The organism is Blautia sp. AM47-4 (assembly GCF_003479865.1).
Lineage (GTDB): Bacteria > Bacillota > Clostridia > Lachnospirales > Lachnospiraceae > Fusicatenibacter > Fusicatenibacter saccharivorans.
On record NZ_QUHY01000072.1, the window covers coordinates 1 to 2,561 of the forward strand.

Here is a 2,561-nt window from a genome sequence, read left to right on the forward strand (position 1 = left end):
ACTCGCTGGACTTCATTTCCTCTACGGCGGATTCCATTGGGAAAAATATGCAGACCCTTGCAGGCGTTACCACAGGCGGCTTGTCCTCGGAGGGATTTTATATCGGGTTCCTGCTGATTCTCATTCTGGTGGTGGGGCTTTACGTTGCCTACACAGGGCTTATCAAACGGGAAACCACAAAAGCCATCCATGCCGTTGTCAATTTCGTGGTGGTGTTCGTGCTGTCCGCTGCCTTTATCGCCTATGCCCCTGATTATATCGGGAAAATCAATGAATTTTCCGCAGACATCAGCAATGCCAGCCTGACCCTTGGTACAAAGATTGTGCTGCCGAACTCGGAAAGTCAAGGAAAAGACAGCGTGGATTTGATACGGGACAGCCTGTTTTCCATTCAGGTCAAGCAGCCGTGGCTCCTGCTGCAATACGGCAACTCGGATATGGAAAGTATTGGGGCTGACCGTGTGGAACGCCTGCTCTCAACCAGCCCAAACGAAAACAACGGGCAGGACAGGGAAGAAATCGTGGTGGTGGAAATCGAAGACAGGGAAAATACCAACCTTACCATCACAAAGACCATCAACCGCTTGGGAACCGTCTTCTTCCTGTTTATGTTCAATATCGGTATCTCCGTTTTTGTATTCCTGCTCACGGGGATAATGATTTTTTCACAGGTGCTTTTTATCATCTATGCCATGTTCCTGCCTGTGAGCTTCCTCCTTAGCATGGTTCCCTCTTTTGAGGGAATGTCAAAGCGTGCCATTACGAAACTGTTCAACACCATCCTTACCAGAGCCGGAATCACTCTGATTATCACGGTAGCGTTCAGCATTTCCACCATGCTCTACAACCTGTCTGGGGAATATCCGTTCTTCCTGACGGCGTTCTTGCAGATAGTGACTTTTGCCGGAATCTATTTCAAGCTGGGAGATTTAATGGGGATGTTCTCCTTACAGAGCGGCGATTCTCAAAGTATGGGAAGCCGTATCATGCGAAGACCCCGTATGCTCATGTACGCCCATATGCACCGTTTACAGCATAAGTTAGGACGTTCCGTGGCGGCTCTTGGGGCTAGAACGGCTGCATACCACGCAGGAAAACAGGCTGGCTCAGACCAGAGAAATGCTTCCCACTCCGGCTCTTCCAAACGGACACAGACAGACCACAGCAGACCAGACGGACAGGCAGCACTGGAAAAGGAATCCGTATGGAAACGGGCTGGTTCTGCGGTAGGTGCGGCGGCAGATACCAAAGATAAGATAGCCGATACTGCCGGACAGCTTCGGGAACAGGCAAAGGATTTGCCCGTCAATGCAAAGTACGCCCTTTACCACGGGAAAACACAGGTATCAGAGGGAGTACGGGATTTTACTTCCAACGTGACCCAGACCCGAACTGCCAGAGCCGAACAGCGAAACGCACAGGCAGAAAGCCGCAGACAGACCATTGCAGAACGCAGGGCGGAACTGGAACAGGCAAAACAACCGCAACAAAGAGCTTCCGAAGCACCCAAAGGGGCAGCTCCTGTCCATGAACGCCCTGTTACTGCAAAACAGCCAGAGGATTTTCGACATCATGCAGATACCACTCATGCAGGAAAACCAGCCATACAGCCAGCTTCCCCATCCATCAGGGAACGGGGACAGGTTTCTTATGGGGGAACTGTGGCGGAACGGGCTTCGGTTCCGGTGGTAAAAGCAGCTTCCATCCACCATGAACAAACACCGCCTGTAAGGACAGAACGCCAGATACTCCCTCCGATTTCCCCAGACAAACCAGAGGAAAGACAAAAGACAACTCCAACCATCACCCTTGCTGCTCCCCGTCCGGCAAGACCTGTCCAAAACGATACGGCTCCTGTGATACCGGAAGTAAAACGGGCTGCCCCTGTGGTAAAAGAATCGAACTTTACCATCCGGCGTACCACAGCCAGAAAGGAGTGGACAAAAACGGTAAAAACGGCTGCCAAACAAAAGAAAGGGGAGAAACCATGAAGTTAAGACACCTTTTCTTTGCCTGTTCCGGCGTGTTCGTGATGATGTTCTCCCTGCTCCTTTTGGTGGTGATTGTCTTCTCGGATGAGGAAGACGGCGGAAGCGGCGGAAACCTTATCTATGGGGGCGTGAGCGTATCACAGGAAGTCCTCGCCCATAAACCTATGCTGGAAAAGTATGCAAAGGAATATGGCATAGAGGAATACTTAAATGTGCTGCTCGCCATCATTCAGGTGGAATCCGGCGGCACGCTGGAAGACGTTATGCAGTCCTCGGAATCTCTGGGGCTTCCCCCGAACTCCCTTAGTACAGAGGAATCCATCAAACAGGGCTGTAAATATTTCTCGGAACTGCTCGCAGCGGCAGAAACAAAGGGCTGTGACTTAAACAGCGTGATTCAATCCTATAATTACGGCGGCGGTTTCCTAGACTATGTGGCAGGACACGGAAAAAAATACACCTTTGAACTGGCAGAGAGCTTCGCAAGGGACAAATCCGGCGGAAAGAAAGTCACCTACACCAACCCTGTTGCGGTAGAGAAAAACGGAGGCTGGCGGTATTCCTACGGAA

Annotated in this window: 2 protein-coding genes; both read left to right on the forward strand. The window is 51.1% G+C overall.

What is annotated here, in order from left to right; genetic code table 11:
- Positions 1-1,991: CD3337/EF1877 family mobilome membrane protein (locus tag DW965_RS18445; RefSeq protein ID WP_119198668.1), on the forward strand; the 1,991-nt coding region annotated here is incomplete at its 5' end.
- Positions 1,988-2,561 (forward strand): lysozyme family protein (locus DW965_RS18450; RefSeq protein ID WP_147398819.1); only part of this gene is annotated, 574 nt, incomplete at its 3' end. The genes DW965_RS18445 and DW965_RS18450, both read left to right, overlap by 4 nt.